The organism is Pseudomonas poae (genome assembly GCF_001439785.1).
GTDB lineage: Bacteria > Pseudomonadota > Gammaproteobacteria > Pseudomonadales > Pseudomonadaceae > Aquipseudomonas > Aquipseudomonas poae.
The window spans coordinates 384,291-402,746 of record NZ_JYLI01000004.1; the positions used below are offsets into that span (position 1 = coordinate 384,291).

Annotated in this window: 17 protein-coding genes; 7 read left to right on the top strand and 10 right to left on the bottom strand. The window is 62.1% G+C overall.

The window, feature by feature from the left end; translation table 11 throughout:
* Positions 1-39 precede the first annotated feature (39 nt).
* Positions 40-420: a hypothetical protein gene (locus TU75_RS07100; protein WP_003233137.1), complete on the bottom strand. Its 381-nt coding sequence runs from the start codon at positions 418-420 to the stop codon at positions 40-42.
* 204 nt (positions 421-624) lie between these two features.
* Between TU75_RS07100 and TU75_RS07105 the strand changes: the two genes are divergently transcribed.
* A complete protein-coding gene (locus tag TU75_RS07105; protein ID WP_060548542.1) occupies positions 625-1,818 on the top strand; it encodes a multidrug effflux MFS transporter in 1,194 nt (397 codons plus the stop codon).
* A 4-nt stretch (positions 1,819-1,822) separates the two neighbouring features.
* Here TU75_RS07105 and TU75_RS07110 read toward each other — a convergent pair whose 3' ends face one another.
* Both TU75_RS07110 and TU75_RS07115 read right to left on the bottom strand, forming a co-directional pair.
* Positions 1,823-2,836, bottom strand: coding sequence for a zinc-binding alcohol dehydrogenase family protein (locus TU75_RS07110; protein WP_060548543.1), 1,014 nt, complete (start codon positions 2,834-2,836; stop codon positions 1,823-1,825).
* Between the two features lie 38 nt (positions 2,837-2,874).
* Positions 2,875-3,168 (bottom strand): putative quinol monooxygenase, encoded by a 294-nt coding sequence (locus TU75_RS07115; protein ID WP_003233131.1) that lies wholly within the window; start codon positions 3,166-3,168, stop codon positions 2,875-2,877.
* Between the two features lie 117 nt (positions 3,169-3,285).
* Here TU75_RS07115 and TU75_RS07120 point away from each other — a divergent pair, with 117 nt between their 5' ends.
* The 3 genes from TU75_RS07120 to TU75_RS07130 all read left to right on the top strand — a co-directional run bounded on the left by TU75_RS07120 (position 3,286) and on the right by TU75_RS07130 (position 6,519).
* Positions 3,286-4,197 (top strand): LysR family transcriptional regulator, encoded by a 912-nt coding sequence (locus TU75_RS07120; protein ID WP_060548544.1) that lies wholly within the window; start codon positions 3,286-3,288, stop codon positions 4,195-4,197.
* Between the two features lie 151 nt (positions 4,198-4,348).
* A complete protein-coding gene (locus tag TU75_RS07125) occupies positions 4,349-5,044 on the top strand; it encodes a winged helix-turn-helix domain-containing protein (RefSeq protein ID WP_060548545.1) in 696 nt (231 codons plus the stop codon).
* Between the two features lie 104 nt (positions 5,045-5,148).
* Positions 5,149-6,519 (top strand): MFS transporter, encoded by a 1,371-nt coding sequence (locus tag TU75_RS07130; protein ID WP_060548546.1) that lies wholly within the window; start codon positions 5,149-5,151, stop codon positions 6,517-6,519.
* A 379-nt stretch (positions 6,520-6,898) separates the two neighbouring features.
* On the opposite strand, the gene TU75_RS07135 is transcribed toward TU75_RS07130, so the two are convergent.
* Entirely contained in the window at positions 6,899-7,852 is a 954-nt protein-coding gene (locus TU75_RS07135; RefSeq protein ID WP_003233123.1) for an adenosine deaminase, read from the bottom strand.
* 193 nt (positions 7,853-8,045) lie between these two features.
* On the opposite strand from TU75_RS07135, the gene TU75_RS07140 reads away from it, so the two are divergent.
* The gene (locus TU75_RS07140) at positions 8,046-9,137 is read left to right on the top strand and encodes a calcium:cation antiporter (protein ID WP_003233121.1); all 1,092 of its coding nucleotides are present in this window, start codon (positions 8,046-8,048) and stop codon (positions 9,135-9,137) included.
* A 121-nt stretch (positions 9,138-9,258) separates the two neighbouring features.
* Here TU75_RS07140 and TU75_RS07145 read toward each other — a convergent pair whose 3' ends face one another.
* The 6 genes from TU75_RS07145 to TU75_RS07170 form a co-directional block, all read right to left on the bottom strand.
* Positions 9,259-10,617, bottom strand: coding sequence for an 8-oxoguanine deaminase (locus tag TU75_RS07145; RefSeq protein ID WP_003233119.1), 1,359 nt, complete (start codon positions 10,615-10,617; stop codon positions 9,259-9,261).
* 121 nt (positions 10,618-10,738) lie between these two features.
* On the bottom strand, positions 10,739-11,425 hold the full coding sequence (locus TU75_RS07150; protein ID WP_015373690.1) for an SDR family oxidoreductase: 687 nt from the start codon (positions 11,423-11,425) through the stop codon (positions 10,739-10,741).
* A 54-nt stretch (positions 11,426-11,479) separates the two neighbouring features.
* Entirely contained in the window at positions 11,480-12,061 is a 582-nt protein-coding gene (locus tag TU75_RS07155; protein ID WP_060548547.1) for an IMPACT family protein, read from the bottom strand.
* Positions 12,062-12,073: 12 nt separating this feature from the next.
* Positions 12,074-12,733: a TetR/AcrR family transcriptional regulator gene (locus tag TU75_RS07160; protein WP_003233113.1), complete on the bottom strand. Its 660-nt coding sequence runs from the start codon at positions 12,731-12,733 to the stop codon at positions 12,074-12,076.
* An 87-nt stretch (positions 12,734-12,820) separates the two neighbouring features.
* Entirely contained in the window at positions 12,821-14,215 is a 1,395-nt protein-coding gene (locus TU75_RS07165) for a uracil-xanthine permease family protein (protein WP_060548548.1), read from the bottom strand.
* A gap of 89 nt (positions 14,216-14,304) precedes the next feature.
* Positions 14,305-15,225 (bottom strand): LysR family transcriptional regulator, encoded by a 921-nt coding sequence (locus TU75_RS07170; RefSeq protein ID WP_060548549.1) that lies wholly within the window; start codon positions 15,223-15,225, stop codon positions 14,305-14,307.
* Positions 15,226-15,351: 126 nt separating this feature from the next.
* Between TU75_RS07170 and aptA the strand changes: the two genes are divergently transcribed.
* Complete coding sequence (gene aptA / locus TU75_RS07175; RefSeq protein WP_060548550.1) at positions 15,352-16,701, top strand: omega-aminotransferase AptA; 1,350 nt, start codon at positions 15,352-15,354, stop codon at positions 16,699-16,701.
* Positions 16,702-16,740: 39 nt separating this feature from the next.
* Positions 16,741-18,234, top strand: coding sequence for a CoA-acylating methylmalonate-semialdehyde dehydrogenase (locus TU75_RS07180; protein WP_003233104.1), 1,494 nt, complete (start codon positions 16,741-16,743; stop codon positions 18,232-18,234).
* Positions 18,235-18,456 lie beyond the last annotated feature (222 nt).

Here is an 18,456-nt window from a genome sequence, read left to right on the forward strand (position 1 = left end):
CATCAACCTTGACCTGTGGGGAAGGTCAAGGGTGACGTTTCAGTAATCGAGTTCGGCCGCCTTGAGGTACATGCCGTCCGGCCCCTGTGCGATGCGCAACTTGCGTATGTCGCCAGCCTTGAGCGTGATGTTTTGCGCAGGTGGCGCGAGCAGGCCCGGCAGGCAACCCGGGGTCTGGCCCGGCAGCAGCTTGAGACGCAGCGACACATCGCCCGGTGGCAGGTTGAAGGAGGTGGACTCCTCCTGGAACAGGCGGCCGGCCAGTTGGTCCTGGATGTAGAGGCCGATTTCGCAGGTGGTCGGCACTTCCAGGCGTTCGCGGGAAATGATCAGTACCGCGTAATCCTGTGCGGCGCTGGCCAGGGGCGCAGCGGTAGACAGGCTCAGCAGGCCGGCAACGGCAAAATACGACCAGCGCATGGCGAATGCTCCGTGGTTCAGATGCAAAGGTAGGTGCAGCTTGGCCGACAGCGCGTGCAAATACCAGCCCGGCCGATGTTGTTGGAACTTGATGGGAAGACGGCTACAGGGATGTCTGAACTTCAATAGTTAGCGAGCTATCGTTCTATCCAAGACACTCACCCGCAGCTAGACTATCGGGCTGCCGACTCACTTGGGTGTCTGATGAACCTTCGCATAATCCTGATCCTGGGCGCCTTGAGCGCCTTCGCGCCGTTGTCGATCGATTTTTACCTGCCGGGCTTTCCGGCCATGGCCACGGCGTTTGCCACCGATGAAAAACATATCCAGCTGACCCTGGCGGTGTATTTCGCCGGCCTGGCCATTGGTCAATTGATCTACGGCCCGCTGGCCGACCGCTTCGGGCGTCGGGTGCCGCTGCTCAGCGGTGTGATCCTGTTTACCCTCGCTTCTTGCGCCTGCGCCTACGCGCCGTCCCTGGAATGGCTGATCGGCGCGCGCTTCGTGCAGGCCCTGGGCGGGTGCGCGGGCATGGTGATTTCCCGCGCGGTGGTCAGTGACAAGTGCGATGCCATAGGCTCGGCCAAGGTGTATTCGCAACTGATGCTGGTGACCGGCCTGGCGCCGATCCTGGCGCCGTTGGCGGGCGGGGTCATGGTCGGCTTGTGGGGCTGGCAGTCGATCTTTCTGGCGTTGTCGCTGTTCAGCGCACTGGCCGCCATCGCGGTGGCCGTGGGGTTGCCGGAAACCTTCCCGGCCCATCAAGCGCGTCAACCGTTGTCGGGTTCGTTGCGTCGTTACGCCGCGTTGCTCTCGGACCGCGTCTACCTCGGTTACGCGCTGACCGGCGGTATCTCGATCGCCGGGATGTTTGCCTACATCGCCGGTTCGCCTTTCGTCTTCATCAAGCTCTATGGCGTGGCGCCTGAGCATTACGGCTGGCTGTTCGGCTCCAATGCGGCGGGCTTTATCCTGATGGCGCAGGTGAATGCGCGGCTGCTGGCCAAGCGTGGGCCGGCGTTCCTGCTGTCGCGTACCGTGTGGTTGTATGCGTTGGCGGCGCTCACGTTGCTGGGCATTGCCGCGCTGCGCACCGAGGCGCTATGGCCGTTGCTGGTGCCGCTGTTTATCTGCATCGCCAGCCTGGGGTGTATTTTGCCGAACACCTCGGCCTGCGCCATGACCGGGCAGGGTGCGCGGGCCGGCAGTGCCTCGGCGTTGCTGGGGTGCATTCAGTTTGGCGTGGCGGCGGGGGCCGCTTCGCTGGTGGGGGTGTTGCATGACGGCACCGCGCTGCCGATGGCGATGGTCATCAGCCTGTGCGGGGTGCTCGCGGTGACCATTGCCATGTCGACCCAGCGCCTGCAGCGGGCGCGGGCCGAACAGGTGCAGGTCTGACCGATCAGAACCCTTCGAGCACGATCTTGCCCTTGGCCTTGCCGCTTTCGAGCAACGCGTGGGCACGGCGCAGGTTGTCGGCGTTGATCACGCCGAAGTGCTCGCCCAGTGTGGTTTTCAGAACGCCGTCGTCGATCAGCTCGGCCACACGGTTAAGCAGGTTGTGTTGCTCGATCATGTCCGGTGTTTCGAACATCGAGCGGGTGTACATGAACTCCCAGTGCAGCGACAAGCTCTTGCGCTTGAGCGTGCTGACGTCCAGTGCCTTGGGGTCGTCGATCAGCGCCAGCTTGCCCTGAGGTTGCAGCGCCTCCACCAGTTGATCCAGGTGATGCTCGGTCTGGGTCAGGCTGGCAACGTGGGTCACCTGCGGGTGGCCGGCCTGCTGCAGGGCCTGGCTCAGCGGTTTGCTGTGGTCGATCACCAGGTGGGCGCCGAGGTCTTTGGCCCAGGCCTGGGTTTCCGGGCGCGAGGCGGTGCCGATTACCTTCAACGCGGTAAGCCGGCTGGCCAACTGGGTAAGGATCGAGCCCACGCCTCCGGCAGCGCCGACGATCAGTAGGCTCTGGCCTTCGTCTTCTTGCCCTTCACGCACCTGCAGGCGCTCGAACAGCAGTTCCCAGGCGGTGATGGCGGTCAGGGGCAGGGCGGCTGCTTCGGCGAAACTCAAGCGCTTGGGCATGTGCCCGACGATGCGTTCGTCGACGGTGTGCAGCTCGCTGTTGCCGCCCGGGCGCACCAGGGAGCCGGCGTAGAACACCTTGTCACCGGCCTTGAACAGCGTCACGTCGCTGCCAACCGCCTTGACCACGCCCGCCACGTCCCAGCCCAGCACCTTGGCGTCGCCGTTTTCCGGGGCGACGTTCTGGCGGATCTTGGTATCGACCGGGTTGACCGAGATGGCTTTGACCTCCACCAGCAAGTCGCGCGGGCCGGCGACAGGTTCAGGCAGTTCGATGTCCTGCAGGGATTTTGGATCGTTGATCGGCAGTGAGGCGTAGTAGGCGATGGCTTTCATGGGGGCTCCGTAAGAGGGTGATTGGGCAGTCGCGGTGATCAGGCGAGCAATGTCAGGCGCTTGAGTTCGAAGTGTTCGATGACCTCGGCGGCCTTGGCGCGAAAGCTCTGGATATGGGCGCTCTGGTCGTGGTCGGCGAGGGCGGCATCGTCGCTCCAGCGTTCGAGCATGTAGAAGGTCTGCGGGTGTTGCAGGTCCTGGTGCAGGTCGTATTGCTCACAACCGGCCTCAAGGCGGGTGGGCTCCAACAGCTCTCGCAGGAGTTTTTCCAGGGTGTCCTGTTGGTCGGGCTTGGCGATCAGCGTGGCGATGACGTTAAAAGCGGTGGACATAATCGACTCCAGACACGAGATGAACGGGATGTCCAGATGATTGGCTATTTGCTGCGCGGATAAAAGCCGCTAAAACAGAGGTCTGTTTCAACAATATTTTGATAATGGGCGGGTTTGATGCTGCGTTTTGATGATTTGCAGTTGTTTGTGCGCGCTGCGGACCTGGGCAGTCTGTCGGCGGCGGCGCGGGTGATGGACCTGTCGCCGGCAGTGGCGAGTGCCGCCCTCAAGCGCATCGAGCAGCAACTGGGCGCGCGCTTGCTGGCGCGTTCCACCCGCAGTTTGCGCCTGACAGCCGAGGGTGAGGGCTTCCTGGATTACGCGCGCACCGCGTTGGGTGCGTTGGAGGACGGGCGGCGCCATCTGGCCAGCGGCCAGGACCACGTCAGCGGTGTGCTCCAACTGTCGGCACCCTCGGATTTCGGGCGCAACCTGCTGTTGCCTTGGCTGGATGAGTTCCAGCGCGAGCACCCGCAACTGAACATTCGTCTGCTGCTGGGCGATCGCATTGCCGATCTGTTTCGCCAGCCGGTGGATATTGCCCTGCGCTATGGTGAGCCCGAGGACTCCAGCCTGGTGGCGTTGCCGGTCGCACCGGACAATATCCGCGTACTGTGCGCCGCCCCCGGCTATCTCGCGCGGCATGGCGAGCCGCAGCAGCTGGAGCAACTGGCCCAGCACAATTGCCTGCTGTATATGCTCGGCACCCGCGTGCACGATCAATGGGGCTTTCACGATGGCAAGCGGAAGGTCGGCCTGACGGTCACGGGCGATCGCTTCAGTGATGACGCCGATGTGGTGCGGCGCTGGGCTGTGGCGGGCATGGGCATTGCCTACAAGTCTTGGCTGGATGTGAGCGCCGACGTGCTGGCCGGGCGCCTGCGTTTGATCCTGCCGGCGCTGCGCGGCGAGGGCACACCCCTCAATCTGCTGTGCGCGCACCGTGCGCAATTGAGCAAGCCCATCAAGCTGCTGCGGGAAATGCTCGTGTCCCGTTGTGCGACATTGACGGCGCAAATGCCAGGGTGAATACGTCCGAAGTAAAACCTTCCATCAAAGCCGGAAATTTCACGCAGCTCATGTCCCTATCCACGCTGTAAGACCCCATGGAACCGCCGGTTTGTGTGCCTGTACTCTGGCGGCCACCGCATCAGAAAATGCGTCAACAGGGAGTGGATAGATGGAACAGGCACCATGCATCAGTCGTATTGCCAGCTTGCTGGCCGAGCCCAAGCGCACCGCCATGCTCTGGGCATTGATGGACGGTTCGGCCAAGTCGTCGGAGGAATTGGCGACGCTGGCCGGCGTGTCGTCGACCTCGGCCAATGCTCACCTGGCTCGACTGGCCGGCAGTGGCCTGCTGAGGGTTGAGGTGCGGCGTGGCCGGCGCGTCTTCCGCGTTGCCGCCGCCGATGTCAGCCTGGCTATCGACGCCCTGGCCAGCACCACCATGGCCAGTGCCGCGCGTTGTTCGCCCCACGTGACACCTGCGTCGTTGGCGGCACCGGCGTCGTTGCGTCACGTGCGCTTGTGCCACGGCCACCTGGGCGGTGAACTGGCGGCGCAGTTGTATCAACGGATGACGGCGGCGGGGTGGATCGAGCGGTGTGAGCAGCGCGTCGAAGTTACCCCAAAGGGCGCGCAGCAACTGGCGGGCCTGGGAATCTTCACCCAGGCGCTGGCCGCGCCGCTGGTGTGCGACTGTTTCGATTGGAGCCAGCAGCAGCCACACTTGGGTGGTGCTTTGGCGGCGGGCCTGCTGCAACTGTTTTTGCAGTCGAACTGGATCAGCACCACCCACGAGTCTCGCGGCCTGTTGGTGAGCCCTGCGGGGCTGCTGGAAATCGCCCGTCTGGCCGAACCGGCCCAGGCCTGAGGCGCTTGGCGTCGTTCAGGGTTTCGGTCAGGTCGCATCCAGCAATAGCCCGTCAAAACGATGCCGCACACTCGCCGTGGGGACTTTCACACTGGGGGTGCAGCATGGGCAGGCAAGGCTATAGCGCGGCGGAACGGCTGGAACGGTTACCTTTGAGCGGCTATCACCGCGTCATTTTTATCATCATCGCCCTGGCGTTTTTCTTCGACTCCATGGACCTGGCGATGATGACCTTTCTGTTGGGCTTGATCAAAACCGAGTTCGGCTTGAGCACAGCCCAGGCCGGGTTGCTCGCCAGCTCGAGTTTTTTCGGCATGGTGGTGGGCGCGTCCCTGTCCGGCATGCTGGCGGACCGCTTCGGCCGCAAGCCGGTGTTCCAGTGGAGCATCGTGCTGTGGGGCCTGGCCAGTTACCTGTGCTCGACGGCGCAGACGGTGGAGGCGCTGACCTTGTTCCGCGTGCTGCTCGGCATCGGCATGGGCATGGAGTTTCCGATTGCCCAGTCGATGCTGTCGGAGCTGATTCCCGCCAAGCGGCGCGGGCGCTACATCGCCTTGATGGACGGCTTCTGGCCGTTGGGCTTTGTGGCCGCCGGCGTGCTGTCTTACTTCCTGTTGCCGGTGATTGGCTGGCGCGACATCTTCCTGGTGCTGGCGGTGCCGGCGGTGTTTGTCCTGGCGATCCGCTTTTTTATTCCGGAGTCACCGCGCTGGCTGGAGCAGGCCGGGCGGCATGCGGCGGCCGACAAGGTACTGCTGGGGATCGAGCAGAAGGTGCGCGATTCGCTGGGCCGCGCGGACTTGCCCGAACCGATTGCATTGCCACGGGTGGAGAGTGCGCCGGGCACGTTCTTCTCTGCATTTCACCAGCTGTGGTCGGCGCAGTACCGCCAGCGCACGATGATGATCTGGAGCGTGTGGTTCTTTGCCTTGCTCGGGTTCTACGGGTTGACCTCATGGCTGAGTGCACTGCTGCAACAGTCCGGGTTTGCGGTGACGCAGTCGGTGTATTACACGGTGATCATTTCCCTGGGCGGAATTCCCGGCTTCCTGATGGCGGCCTGGCTGGTGGAGCGCTGGGGACGCAAACCGGTGTGCGTGGTGACGCTGCTGGGCGGCGGGGTGATGGCGTTTCTCTACGGACAAAGCGCGGTGTTTGGCGGCAACGTGGGCCTGCTGATCACCTCGGGGCTGCTGATGCAGTTCTTCCTGTTTGGCATGTGGGCGGTGCTGTACACCTACACGCCGGAGCTTTACCCCACATCGGCGCGAGCGACAGGCTCCGGGTTTGCCTCGGCCATCGGCCGGGTCGGCTCGCTGCTCGGGCCGCTGGTGACCGGACTGGTATTCCCGATCACCGGGCAGGGCGGGGTGTTTGCCCTGGGCGCGCTGTGCTTTGCCGTGGCGGCAGTAGTTGTGTGGGTGTTCGGGATGGAGACGAAGGGCAAGACCCTGGAAGAACTCAGCGAGGCATGAAGAACACTGCATACCGGAGTGTGGGAGGGGCTTGCTCGCGAAAGCGGTGGGTCAGTCAACAGCAATGTTTGCAGGGCCGACGCCTTCGCGGGCAAGCCCGCTCCCACATTTGATCGCGTTCACACTCACCCATACCGGTCGGCTCTAAGGCCCCGCGCTTTTGCTTTTGATCTGAGGCGCCCCGTCAAACACGCTGGCCGAGCCTGAGCGAGGTGCCGAGTGTTGGGGCAAAGACTTTTTGCTTACTTTTGGGTCTTTCCAAAAGTGAGCCGCCGTAAGGGCGGCCCCCTAAGTCGCCGTTACCGCAGCACCGGATATGCACACCGAAAAATCGCCTTCGCAGGCAAGCCAGCCCCCACATTTGGTTTTGTGGATTCAGTTATGGCTTGATCAACCGTGCATCCAGGCTGTTTTGCGCCAGGCGTTTGGCCTGGTCCTGGGTCATGCCCAGGCTGGTGTACAGCGCGTGGAAGTTCTCGGTGACATAACCGCCGAAGTACGCCGGGTCATCGGAGTTCACCGTCACTTTCACGCCACGCTCGAGCATGTCGAGGATGTTGTGCTGGGCCATGTCGTCGAATACGCAGAGCTTGGTGTTGGACAACGGGCACACGGTCAGCGGGATCTGTTCGTCGATGATGCGCTGCATGAGGCGCTCGTCTTCGATGGCGCGCACGCCATGGTCGATGCGCTGGATCTTCAGCAGGTCGATGGCTTCCCAGATGTACTCGGGCGGGCCTTCTTCGCCGGCGTGGGCCACGGTGAGGAAGCCTTCGCCACGGGCGCGGTCGAACACGCGCTGGAACTTGCTCGGCGGGTGACCCATTTCCGAACTGTCCAGGCCCACGGCCACGAAGGCGTCACGGAACGGCAGCGCCTGGTCGAGGGTTTTCTCGGCTTCGGCTTCGCTCAGGTGGCGCAGGAAGCTGAGGATCAGGCCGCTGGTGATGCCCAGTTGCTGCTCGCCATCCTTGAGTGCGGCGGCGATGCCGTTGAGCACCACTTCAAAGGGGATGCCACGGTCGGTGTGGGTTTGCGGGTCGAAGAACGGTTCGGTGTGAATCACGTTCTGGGCCTTGCAGCGCAGCAGGTACGCCCAGGTCAGGTCGTAGAAGTCCTGGGAGGTGCGCAACACGTCGGCGCCCTTGTAATACAGGTCGAGAAATTCCTGCAGGTTGTTGAAGGCGTAGGCCTTGCGCAGGGCTTCGACGTCGTTCCACGGCAGCGCGATCTTGTTGCGTTCGGCCAGGGCGAACAGCAGCTCAGGCTCCAGCGAGCCTTCCAGGTGCAGGTGCAATTCAGCCTTGGGCAGGGCATTGAGCCAATCGTACATAGTCAAATTCTCATCAGGTGCAATGGCGGCATTCTACAGGCCATGGCAGAAATAATCGGCAAAACCTGACCGGCAGGAGAGTATTCCTATTATTCGCGCAAGGGCGACTTGAACTAAGGTGTAACGAAACGTTAGCGGCGCGATGCAGTCTGTACCCCATCAATGACTGATTTGCCCTACCAGAAGGCCCGCAATGCTTACCTCACTCAAGCAAGAAAAATTCATGCTGCTGGCGCTGATTGCCGCCATCGCCGCTTACCCGCTGGAGCACTGGATGCTGCACAGCGGGCAGGTCGTGGCGCTGGTGGCGGGCCTGGCGCTGATCGGCTTTATCGTGATGGCGTCGATGCGCGTTGCCCATCATGCCGAGCAATTGGCGGAAAAGGTCGGCGACCCCTACGGCACCATGATCCTGACGCTGGCCGCGGTGCTGGTGGAAGTGGTGATCCTGGCGATCATGATGAGCAACGAGCCGTCGCCCACGCTGGTGCGCGACACCATTTATTCGGCGGTGATGCTGGATATCAACGGCATCCTCGGCCTAGCCGCGTTGATGGGAGGCATCAAGCACGGCGAACAGTCCTACAACGATGACTCGGCGCGCACCTACAGCGTGATGATCCTGACCGCCATGGGTGTGTCGATGGTGGTGCCGGAATTTATCCCCGAGGCCGACTGGAAAATTTACTCGGCGTTTACCATCGGCGCGATGGTGGTGCTCTACACCTTGTTCCTGCGCATGCAGGTCGGGCCGCACAGTTACTTCTTCAGCTACAGCTACCCGGAAAAACGCCGCAAGAAACTGCCGGAAGCCGAGCATGAGGCGCCGGTGAGCCTGGCATTTTCCATCGGTACTCTGGTGTTCGGCGTGATCGTGATTGGTGCGCTGGCCGAGGTGATGTCCAAAACCCTCGACCTGGGCCTGGAAGGCACGGGCGCACCGCCGGTGATCACGGCGATTGTGGTGGCGGCCATTTCGGCGGCGCCGGAGATCCTGACGGCGTTGCGCGCGGCGTTGGCCAATCGCATGCAGTCGGTGGTGAACATTGCCTTGGGTGCTTCGTTGTCGACGGTGATTCTGACCGTACCGGTGATGGAGGCCATGGCGCTGTACAGCGGCCAGCCGTTCCAGATGGCGATGACTCCGGTGCAGACGGTGATGGTGTTTATCACGCTGATCGTGAGTGCGATCAACCTCAACGACGGCGAAACCAATGCCATCGAAGGGATGACGCACTTTGTGCTGTTTGCGACGTTCATCATGTTGTCGCTGCTCGGACTTTAAGCAGCGCATAACCAAGGTGGAGGGGGCTTGCTCCCGATAGCAGTGGATCAGTCAGCTTATCTGTAGCTGACACACTGTCATCGGGAGCAAGCCCCCTCTCACATTTTGAACGCTGTCTGGCTCAGGTTCCTGCGATCAATTGCCGCGCGGCCTGGGTGTGATCGGCGATCAGGCCCTTGAGGTCCAGCCCTTCGACCTGGCCGTCGATGACGCGCCACTGACCAGCAACCATCACCCGGTCCGCCCGGTCTGCGCCGCACAGCAGCAGCGCCGAAAGCGGATCATGGCTGCCGGAAAACCGCAGTTCATCGAGTTTGAACAGCGCCAGATCCGCCTGTTTGCCTACGGCCAGTTCACCGATATCCGTACGCCCTAGTAGTTGCGCCGAGCCTTGGGTCGCCCAGCCGAGCACGCCTGCGGGGGTGATTTTTTCGGCGCCGTAGCGCAGGCGCTGGATATACAACGCCTGGCGCGTCTCGAGGATCATGTTCGACGCATCGTTGGAGGCCGAACCGTCGACGCCAAGGCCTATCGGCGCGCCGGCGGCGAGCAGGTCGAGGGTGGGGCAGATGCCGGACGCCAGGCGCATGTTCGAACTGGGGCAATGGCAGATACCGGTGCCGGCTGCGCCCAGGCGTGCGATTTCGTCCGGGTTGAAATGAATGCCATGGGCCAGCCAGGTACGTGGGCCGAGCCAGCCAACGCTGTCGAGGTAATCCACGGTGCGCAGGCCGAAGCGTTGCAGGCAGAAGTCTTCTTCGTCGAGGGTCTCGGCCAGGTGCGTGTGCAGGCGCACATCGAGTTGACTGGCCATTTCGGCGCTGGCGCGCATGATTTCCGGCGTGACCGAAAATGGCGAGCAGGGCGCCAGGGCAATCTGGACCTTCGCGCCGTCGCCGCGTTCATGGTATTGGCGGATCAGGCGCTGGCTGTCGTCGAGAATCACTTGGCCTTGCTGCACGGTCTGTTGCGGCGGCAGGCCACCGTCGGCTTCGCCCAGGCTCATGGAACCGCGGGTGAGCATGGCGCGCATGCCCAGCTCGCGCACGCTTTGCACTTGAACATCGATGGCATTTTCCAGCCCATCGGGGAACAGGTAATGATGGTCGGCAGCGGTGGTGCAGCCGGAGAGCAACAGTTCGGCGAGTGCCACTTTGGAGGCCAGCGCGAGCTTTTCCGGAGTCAGGCGCGCCCACACCGGGTACAGGGTTTTCAGCCAGGGGAACAACGGCTGGTTGACCACCGGGGCCCAGGCGCGGGTCAGGGTCTGGTAGAAGTGGTGATGGGTGTTGATCAGGCCCGGCAGGATCACATGCTCGCGGGCGTCGAACACTTGGGTGCAGGGCGTCGAGGGCGCCTGGTCGTGGGCCAGCACTTCGCTGATTACACCGTCTTGCAGCACCAGGCCGCCGCGGGCATCGAGGCTATTGGCGGTGAATATCGCGAGGGGGTTTTTTAACCAGATACGGGTCGCAGGCATTGGCCGGCTCCTCTGAATGATGGGTTCAGGTTTGCCAGCTCAGTGTTGCCCTGTCTGCTGATCCAGGGTCGCCGGGGAGGGCGAGGTGCTGGAGCGAGCAAGCTCGCTCCAGGCGCGAAGACTACCAGGCGATGGTGTCGCCCTTGTAGTCCACGAAGTGATGGCCGCCTTTGCCGGTGTAGGCATTTACCTGATCCACCAGGCCGCGCACGCTGGTGTCGACATCGATATGGGCGTTCTCACCGCCCATGTCGGTCTTCACCCAGCCCGGATGCAGGGACAGCACAGTGAGTTTTTTTCCGCCCAGCTGGGTGACGAAACTGTTGGTCATGGAGTTGAGCGCCGCCTTGCTGGCTTTGTACAGCGCCATATCTGAACCGTCCGGGATGGTCACGCTGCCCAGCACCGAACTCATGAACGCCAGCACGCCGCTGTCCTTGCGGATTTGCCCGACAAAGCGCTGGGCCAGGTTGATTGGCGCCACAGCGTTGGTGAAAAACAGCTGGCCGACCTGCGCCAGAGTGGCGTGGCCCGGTTCCTGGTTATCCGGGCCCTTGACGCCAGCGTTGACGAACAGCAGGTCGAAGGTGCGGTCCTTGAGACGCTGGCTCAGGGCGATCACGGCTTGCTGATCGTCCATGTCCAGTTTTTCGATCTGGACCGGGCCGACGGCCTTGAGGGCATCGGCCTTGCCCGGGTCGCGCACGGTGGCGGTGACGTCCCAGCCGTCCTGCAGCAATTGCTTGACCAGGCCAAGGCCCAGGCCGCGCGAGGCGCCGATGATCAGTGCGGTTTTTTGCGTAGACATGAAAAGCTTCCTTTGCAGTAGCGGTTCAGGGTGCAGTGGGCAACAGTAGCAGGTTCAGCGTTGCAGCAGGATACGGCCACGGCTCAGGTCGGCCAGTTGGGTTTGCAGGGTGTCGATGTGTGCTTCGCCCAGGGCCAGTTGCAGCTCGACACCGTTGGCGGTGAAATGCTCTTCCACCAGCAGCCCGCCCAGCTCGGCCACGCGCAGCTTGACCAGATTCAGTTCGGCGAAGCCGCAGGCGCAACTCAGCCCCACGCGGCTGATCAGCTCGATGCGTTCGGCCGTTTGCAGGCACTTGTTGGCGCCGCCGCCATAGGCACGCGCCAGCCCACCAGTGCCTAGCTGGATGCCGCCGTACCAGCGAATCACCAGCACCGCGACCTGATCGAACCCTTGCGCCTCGATGGCGGCGAGTATCGGGCGCCCGGCGGTGCCACCGGGCTCGCCGTCGTCGTGGCTGCGGTATTGATCGGCCAGTTTCCAGGCCCAGCAGTTGTGGGTGGCGTTCAGGTCACTGTGGTGCTCGATAAAGGCTTGAGCGTCCTGCGCGCTGGTGATCGGCGCGGCCAGCGTGATAAAGCGGCTCTTGCGTATTTCTTCGCGAAACTCGCAAAGGCCGGTCAGCGTGTAAGGCATAAGTCGATTCGTTTATTGGGCTGGCTTGATGCCACAGCCTTTGAGAATGATGTGGATCAGGTTGGTGCCGGCTTCTTCCATGTCTTGCTTGGTCAGTCGGGTGCGACCGGTAACGCGGCAGATCTGAGTAGCAAAGTCGGCGTAGTGCTGGGTGCTGCCCCACAGCAGGAAGATCAGGTGCACGGGGTCGATCGGGTCCATCTTGCCGGCGTCGATCCAGGCTTGGAATACCGCTGCACGGCCACTGAACCAGGCGCGGTAGTCCTGGCTGAAATATTCGGTGAGGCATTCGCCGCCACTGATGATCTCCATCGCGAAGATCCGCGAGGCCTGGGGCTGGCGCCGCGAGAATTCCATCTTGGTGCGGATGTAGCGGGTGAGCGCCACGGCGGGATCGTCCTCGGCGGTCAGCGCGTTGAAGGTGCTGTCCCACAGTTCGAGGATATTGCTGAGCACCGCGATGTACAGGCCCAGCTTGTTGGTGAAGTAGTAATGCAGGTTGGCCTTGGGCAGTCCGGCACTGGCCGCGATGGTGTTCATGCTCGTGCCTTTGTAGCCATGGCGCGCGAACTCGTCTTCAGCAGCCCGCAGAATCGCTTGTTCGTTCTTTTGCCGAATGCGGCTGGCAGGTTTACCGGCGTGGTTGCTGTGGGCAGGAACTTCGAGGCTCATGGAGGTTTCCGTGCTGATCGATAGAGACGACGTGTGCACAGATAACCCACCCTCAAGCCTCAGACAAGTCCTGATGCAATAAAACCGTCAAAGCGGTTCCAGGGTGTCGCTTTCGGTGGCCGGGTTTGCGGCAACCGAGGTCGCCTTGGCTTCGGGCAGCAGCAGGCACAGCACGATAGCGGTCAAGCCGCCACTGGTGATGGCCGAGTCGAACAGGTTCTGCACCAGGGTAGGCATCAGGTGCAGCAGATTGGGCTGGGCGGCGATGCCCAGGCCCACCCCGAACGAGGTGGCTATGATCAGCATGCTGCGCCGGTCCAGCGGAGCCTGGGCGAGGATGCGCACGCCAGCGGCGGCCACGCTGCCGAACATCACCAGGGTCGCGCCACCCAGCACCGGTTTGGGAATTTGCTGCAGCACGGCGCCAATCAGCGGAAACAATCCGAGGCAAAACAACAGCACGCCTATATATAAGCCGACGTAACGGCTGGCCACGCCCGTGAGTTGGATCACACCGTTGTTCTGCGCAAAGGTGGTGTTGGGAAATGCGCTGAAGGTAGCGGCGATCATGCAGCTCACGCCGTCTCCCACCACACCGCCCTTGAGTCGGCTGATATAGGAAGGGCCGCTGATGGGGTGGCGGGCGATCATGCAGTTGGCGGTGAGGTCGCCCACGGTTTCGATGCTGCTGATCAGATAGATCAGCGCGATCGGCAGGAAGGCGCTCCAGTCGAAAGTGAACCCGAAGCGAAACGGGGTCGGCACGCTGATCCAAGGCAGGTCCGGCAGCGCCTGTGGCAGGAGTTTGCCGCTGAACCAGGCGGCCAGGCTGCCCAGGGCCAGACCGATGATGATGGCCGAGAGGCGCACCCATGGCGTGGTGGAGCGGTTGAGCAGGATGATTGTCAGCACCACGAACAGGCCGAGCGCGAGGTTGGTGGGCGCGCCGAAGTCGGGGGCGTTGAAGCCGCCGCCCAGGTCGGTGATGCCGACTTTGATCAGGCTGATGCCGATCAGCGTGATCACGATGCCGGTCACGAGCGGGGTGATCACCCGGCGCAGTTGGCCGATGAAGCGGCTGAGCACGATCTGCACCGCCGCACCGAAGAAACACACGCCGAAGATCATCGCCATGATGTCCTCCGGGCTGCCGCCGCGTTGCTTCACCAAGAAACCCGCCGACAGCACCGCACCGAGAAACGCGAAGCTGGTGCCTTGCAGGCAGATCATACCGGCCCCGATACCGAACGGCCTGCGCGCCTGGATGAAGGTGCCTGCGCCGGAAACCATCAGCGCCATGCTGATCAGGTAGGGCAAGTAGGCGGTGAGGCCCAGGGTGGAGCCGATGATCAGCGGCGGGGTGATGATGCCGACGAAGGCGGCCAGCACATGTTGCAGCGCGGCGAGCATGGCCGGTAAGGGTTTGGGGCGGTCGTCGAGGCCGTAGATCAGGTCGCTGGGGCTCAAGGATTCTGGGGGCATGGTGGGTCAACTCGGGGCGGACGGTTCAAGGTAGTTGCGTCCTTGCAAAAAACTGTCCAATTGCTCAGCTTTTTGCTTGAGGCCCCAAGTCAGCGGGTTGCGGCGAGGCTATCGAGAAAGCTCTCCAGCACCAAATGGGGGCGACGGCCCTTTCGCGTGACCGATGCCAGGCTCAAATCGTAAAAGCGTGTAGCCGATTTCAGCGCGCGTAGTCGGCCTTGTTGCACCCACAGGCTGGCGTAGTGGTCGGGTAAATAACCGATATAGCGCCCGGTGAGGATCAGGAACGCCATGCCTTCACGGTCTGAGGCGCTGGCCGTGCAGCGCAGGGCCTGGTAGTGCGCCTGGATTTCGGCGGGCAGGCGGAAAGTGGGTGCGATGGCGTCCTGGCTGTCGATGCGGGCATCGTCCAGCTGTTTGTCGTCGGCGTAGAACAATGGATGGCCCACCGCGCAATAGAGCAGTGAACGTTCGCTGTACAGCGGCTGGTATTCAAGGCCGGACAGCGCGCTGGCCTGGGGCACGACGCCGACATGCAGGCGGCCGTCGAGTACGCCTTGTTCCACTTCGTTGGGGGCGATCATGCGGATCTGGATCTGCACGTCCGGGCCGCGTTCCTTCAATTGCGCCAACGCGTGGGTGATGCGCATGTGGGGCAGGGTGACGAGGTTATCGGTGAGGCCGATGATCAACTCGCCGCGCAGGTGCTGATGCAGGCCGTTGACCTCGGTACGGAAACTTTCCAGCGCACTCAACAGTTGCAGAGCGGACTGGTAAACCTCGCGGCCTTCTTCGGTCAGCGAGAACCCGGCGCGCCCACGTTGGCAGAGCCTTAAGCCGAGGCGTTGCTCCAGGTCGCTCATTTGCTGGCTGATGGCCGAGCGGCCAATGCCGAGTACGGTCTCCGCAGCCGAAAAACCACCGCATTCGACCACGCTGCGAAAGATGCGCAGCAGGCGGATATCGAAGTCGCTGACTTGAGCGAGGGGATCTTGCCTGCGACTGCTCATAGTTTAGTGAGGGCCTGACTGAAGGTTAGAAAAGTTGAATTTCATCGACTTTATCGCCGTGGCAATTTACTCGCAACTACGCTTTATCGATCCCGACGCCGCCGTTTGCCCTGCGAGGTTTTGCTGATGAACATGCCCGAAAATGCCCCATCGTCCCTTGCCAGCCAGCTGAAGCTGGATGCGCACTGGATGCCGTACACCGCCAACCGCAGTTTCCAGCGTGACCCTCGTCTGATCGTGGCAGCGCACGGTAGCTGGTTGACGGATGACAAGGGGCGCCAGGTGTATGACTCGTTGTCGGGCCTGTGGACCTGTGGCGCCGGGCACACGCGCAAGGAGATCCAGGAAGCGGTGGCCAGGCAGCTGGGTACATTGGACTACTCGCCGGGCTTTCAATACGGTCATCCGCTGTCCTTCCAGTTGGCGGAAAAGATTACCGAGCTGACCCCGGGCAACCTCAACCATGTGTTCTTCACCGATTCGGGCTCCGAGTGCGCCGATACCGCGGTGAAGATGGTGCGTGCCTACTGGCGCCTGAAAGGCCAGGCCACCAAGACCAAGATGATTGGCCGCGCCCGTGGTTATCACGGTGTGAATATTGCCGGGACCAGCCTGGGCGGGGTCAACGGCAACCGCAAGATGTTTGGTCAGGCCATGATGGATGTTGACCATCTGCCCCACACGTTGCTGGCGAGCAACGCGTTCTCACGGGGAATGCCGGAGCAGGGCGGCATCGCGTTGGCCGATGAGTTGCTCAAGCTGATCGAGTTGCACGACGCCTCGAATATCGCCGCCGTATTTGTCGAGCCGATGGCCGGTTCAGCCGGTGTGCTGGTGCCGCCACAGGGGTATCTCAAGCGTCTGCGCGAGATTTGCGATCAGCACAATATCCTGCTGGTGTTCGATGAAGTGATCACCGGTTTCGGCCGTACTGGCTCAATGTTTGGTGCAGACAGTTTCGGCGTGACGCCGGACCTGATGTGTATCGCCAAGCAAGTCACCAACGGCGCGATCCCCATGGGCGCGGTGGTTGCCAGCAGTGAGATCTATCAGGCCTTCATGAACCAGGCGACGCCGGAGTACGCGGTGGAATTCCCCCACGGCTACACCTATTCGGCTCACCCGGTGGCCTGTGCGGCGGGCTTGGCGGCACTCGATCTGTTGCAGAAGGAAAACCTGGTGCAGAGCGTGGCCGAAGTCGCACCACACTTCGAGAATGCGCTGCATGGTTTGAAGGGCAGCAAGAACGTCGTCGATATCCGCAACTATGGCCTGGCCGGTGCCATCCAGATTGCGCCGCGTGATGGTGATGCGATTGTGCGTCCCTTTGAAGCGGGCATTGCGTTGTGGAAGGCTGGTTTCTACGTGCGCTTTGGCGGGGACACCTTGCAGTTCGGGCCAATGTTCAACAGCAAGGCGCAGGACCTGGATCGTTTGTTCGATGCAGTCGGCGAAGTGTTGCGCACAATCGATTGATTTTCTCCTTCTATATAGAACAAATTTTCAGGAGCCTGCATGAGCGTTATCCAGCATTTGATCAACGGTGAGTTGGTCAGCGACAGCGGCCGTACGGCCGATGTTTACAATCCGTCCACCGGCCAGGTGATCCACCAGGTGCCGTTGGCCAGTCGTGAAACCATTCAACGTGCGATTGATACCGCCAAGGCTGCATTCCCGGCGTGGCGCAATACCCCGGCCGCCAAGCGGGCGCAGGTGATGTTTCGTTTCAAGCAACTGCTTGAGCAGAACGAGGCGCGTATTGCGCAGTTGATCAGCGAGGAGCATGGCAAGACGCTGGAAGACGCCGCCGGTGAGTTGAAGCGCGGGATCGAGAACGTGGAATACGCGTGTTCGGCGCCGGAGATCCTCAAGGGCGAGTACAGCCGCAATGTGGGGCCGAATATTGATGCCTGGTCGGATTTCCAGCCGCTGGGCGTGGTGGCGGGTATTACGCCGTTCAACTTCCCGGCGATGGTGCCGTTGTGGATGTATCCGCTGGCGATCGTGTGCGGTAACTGTTTCATCCTCAAGCCGTCGGAGCGCGATCCGAGCTCAACGCTGTTGATCGCGCAATTGCTGCAGGAAGCCGGCTTGCCCAAGGGCGTGCTGAGTGTGGTGCACGGCGACAAGGGGGCGGTGGATGCCTTGATTGAAGCGCCAGAGGTCAAGGCGCTGAGCTTTGTGGGGTCGACGCCGATTGCCGAGTACATCTATGCCGAGGCGACCCGGCGCGGCAAACGCGTCCAGGCGCTGGGCGGCGCGAAGAACCACGCGGTGCTGATGCCGGATGCGGACCTGGACAACGCCGTCAGTGCCCTGATGGGCGCTGCCTATGGTTCGTGCGGTGAGCGGTGCATGGCGATCTCGGTGGCGGTGTGCGTGGGCGACCAGGTGGCGGATGCGTTGATCGCCAAGCTGGTGCCGCAGATCAAGGCGCTGAAGATAGGCGCGGGCACTACGTGCGGCCTGGATATGGGGCCGTTGGTCACGGGGCAGGCGCGGGACAAGGTTAGTGGCTATATAGAGGATGGCGTGGCGTCGGGTGCTGAGCTGGTGGTGGATGGGCGTGGCTTGAGCATTGCCGGGAACGAGCAGGGCTTCTTTTTGGGCGGCAGTCTGTTTGACCGTGTGACCCCTGAGATGCGTATCTATAAGGAAGAGATCTTCGGGCCTGTGCTGTGCGTGGTGCGAGTGAGCAGCCTGGAAGCGGCGATGCAACTGATCAACGATCACGAGTATGGCAACGGTACGTGCATTTTTACCCGTGACGGCGAGGCTGCGCGGTTGTTCTGTGACGAAATTGAAGTGGGCATGGTGGGTGTCAACGTTCCGCTGCCGGTGCCGGTGGCCTATCACAGTTTCGGTGGCTGGAAGCGTTCACTGTTTGGTGACTTGCATGCCTATGGGCCTGATGGGGTGCGGTTTTACACGCGCCGCAAGGCAATCACCCAGCGCTGGCCGCAGCGGGCCAGTCATGAAGCGTCGCAGTTTGCTTTCCCCAGTTTGTAGGAAGCAGTGAGAGCCGGCCCCTCTGGGGCCGGCTTTTGCGTTTTGCGGTATATGGCAGAAAGATGAAAAAAGAAGTTGACGGCAGATTCTGGACGTCTATAATTCGCCCCACTTCCGGCGCAGTCGAAACGGAAAACTCCTTGGTAAACAAGTAGTTACGCGGAATTCGACAGCGGGTTGCTTCAGGTCATCGAAGCCCAGAAGGAGTTGATAGTGCGGTGT

Excerpts from the sequence above, each read along its gene's own strand:
- TU75_RS07100 (WP_003233137.1), bottom strand. The coding sequence starts at position 420 with ATGCGCTGGTCGTATTTTGCCGTTGCCGGCCTGCTGAGCCTGTCTACC.
- TU75_RS07105 (WP_060548542.1), top strand. The coding sequence starts at position 625 with ATGAACCTTCGCATAATCCTGATCCTGGGCGCCTTGAGCGCCTTCGCG.
- TU75_RS07110 (WP_060548543.1), bottom strand. The coding sequence starts at position 2,836 with ATGAAAGCCATCGCCTACTACGCCTCACTGCCGATCAACGATCCAAAA.
- TU75_RS07115 (WP_003233131.1), bottom strand. The coding sequence starts at position 3,168 with ATGTCCACCGCTTTTAACGTCATCGCCACGCTGATCGCCAAGCCCGAC.
- TU75_RS07120 (WP_060548544.1), top strand. The coding sequence starts at position 3,286 with ATGCTGCGTTTTGATGATTTGCAGTTGTTTGTGCGCGCTGCGGACCTG.
- TU75_RS07125 (WP_060548545.1), top strand. The coding sequence starts at position 4,349 with ATGGAACAGGCACCATGCATCAGTCGTATTGCCAGCTTGCTGGCCGAG.
- TU75_RS07130 (WP_060548546.1), top strand. The coding sequence starts at position 5,149 with ATGGGCAGGCAAGGCTATAGCGCGGCGGAACGGCTGGAACGGTTACCT.
- TU75_RS07135 (WP_003233123.1), bottom strand. The coding sequence starts at position 7,852 with ATGTACGATTGGCTCAATGCCCTGCCCAAGGCTGAATTGCACCTGCAC.
- TU75_RS07140 (WP_003233121.1), top strand. The coding sequence starts at position 8,046 with ATGCTTACCTCACTCAAGCAAGAAAAATTCATGCTGCTGGCGCTGATT.
- TU75_RS07145 (WP_003233119.1), bottom strand. The coding sequence starts at position 10,617 with ATGCCTGCGACCCGTATCTGGTTAAAAAACCCCCTCGCGATATTCACC.
- TU75_RS07150 (WP_015373690.1), bottom strand. The coding sequence starts at position 11,425 with ATGTCTACGCAAAAAACCGCACTGATCATCGGCGCCTCGCGCGGCCTG.
- TU75_RS07155 (WP_060548547.1), bottom strand. The coding sequence starts at position 12,061 with ATGCCTTACACGCTGACCGGCCTTTGCGAGTTTCGCGAAGAAATACGC.
- TU75_RS07160 (WP_003233113.1), bottom strand. The coding sequence starts at position 12,733 with ATGAGCCTCGAAGTTCCTGCCCACAGCAACCACGCCGGTAAACCTGCC.
- TU75_RS07165 (WP_060548548.1), bottom strand. The coding sequence starts at position 14,215 with ATGCCCCCAGAATCCTTGAGCCCCAGCGACCTGATCTACGGCCTCGAC.
- TU75_RS07170 (WP_060548549.1), bottom strand. The coding sequence starts at position 15,225 with ATGAGCAGTCGCAGGCAAGATCCCCTCGCTCAAGTCAGCGACTTCGAT.
- aptA (WP_060548550.1), top strand. The coding sequence starts at position 15,352 with ATGAACATGCCCGAAAATGCCCCATCGTCCCTTGCCAGCCAGCTGAAG.
- TU75_RS07180 (WP_003233104.1), top strand. The coding sequence starts at position 16,741 with ATGAGCGTTATCCAGCATTTGATCAACGGTGAGTTGGTCAGCGACAGC.